The organism is Pseudomonas sp. E45-MNA-CIBAN-0222 (genome assembly GCF_040310405.1).
GTDB lineage: Bacteria > Pseudomonadota > Gammaproteobacteria > Pseudomonadales > Pseudomonadaceae > Stutzerimonas > Stutzerimonas stutzeri_AC.
Window position 1 is genome coordinate 1 of sequence record NZ_JBEOPU010000252.1, and the last position, 234, is coordinate 234.

Genomic DNA, 234 nt, shown 5'->3' on the forward strand with positions numbered 1-234 from the left:
TTCCAGAGCTATCTACCTATCATGGACACGCGTTTTGCTGATCTAGTCAGCTTTGCCTGTCAGCGTGATAATGAAGCGGCGCAACTGCTGCGTGAACAATATGCGGTTAACCAATTAGAAGACCCACAGCGCGAACAAATGAAGCGCTTCTTATTCGGTCCTAACCGCGCGCTGACAGACACTTTAAACGCTATTATTCAGACTCAAATCAATACGATTAAAGAAGATGTGGAT

1 protein-coding gene is annotated in these 234 nt (G+C 45.3%); it reads left to right on the forward strand.

What is annotated here, in order from left to right; all coding sequences use genetic code 11:
- Positions 1-21: 21 nt before the first annotated feature.
- The coding region (locus tag AAEZ08_RS23500) for a hypothetical protein (RefSeq protein ID WP_500125253.1) at positions 22-234 on the forward strand (213 nt) is incomplete at its 3' end.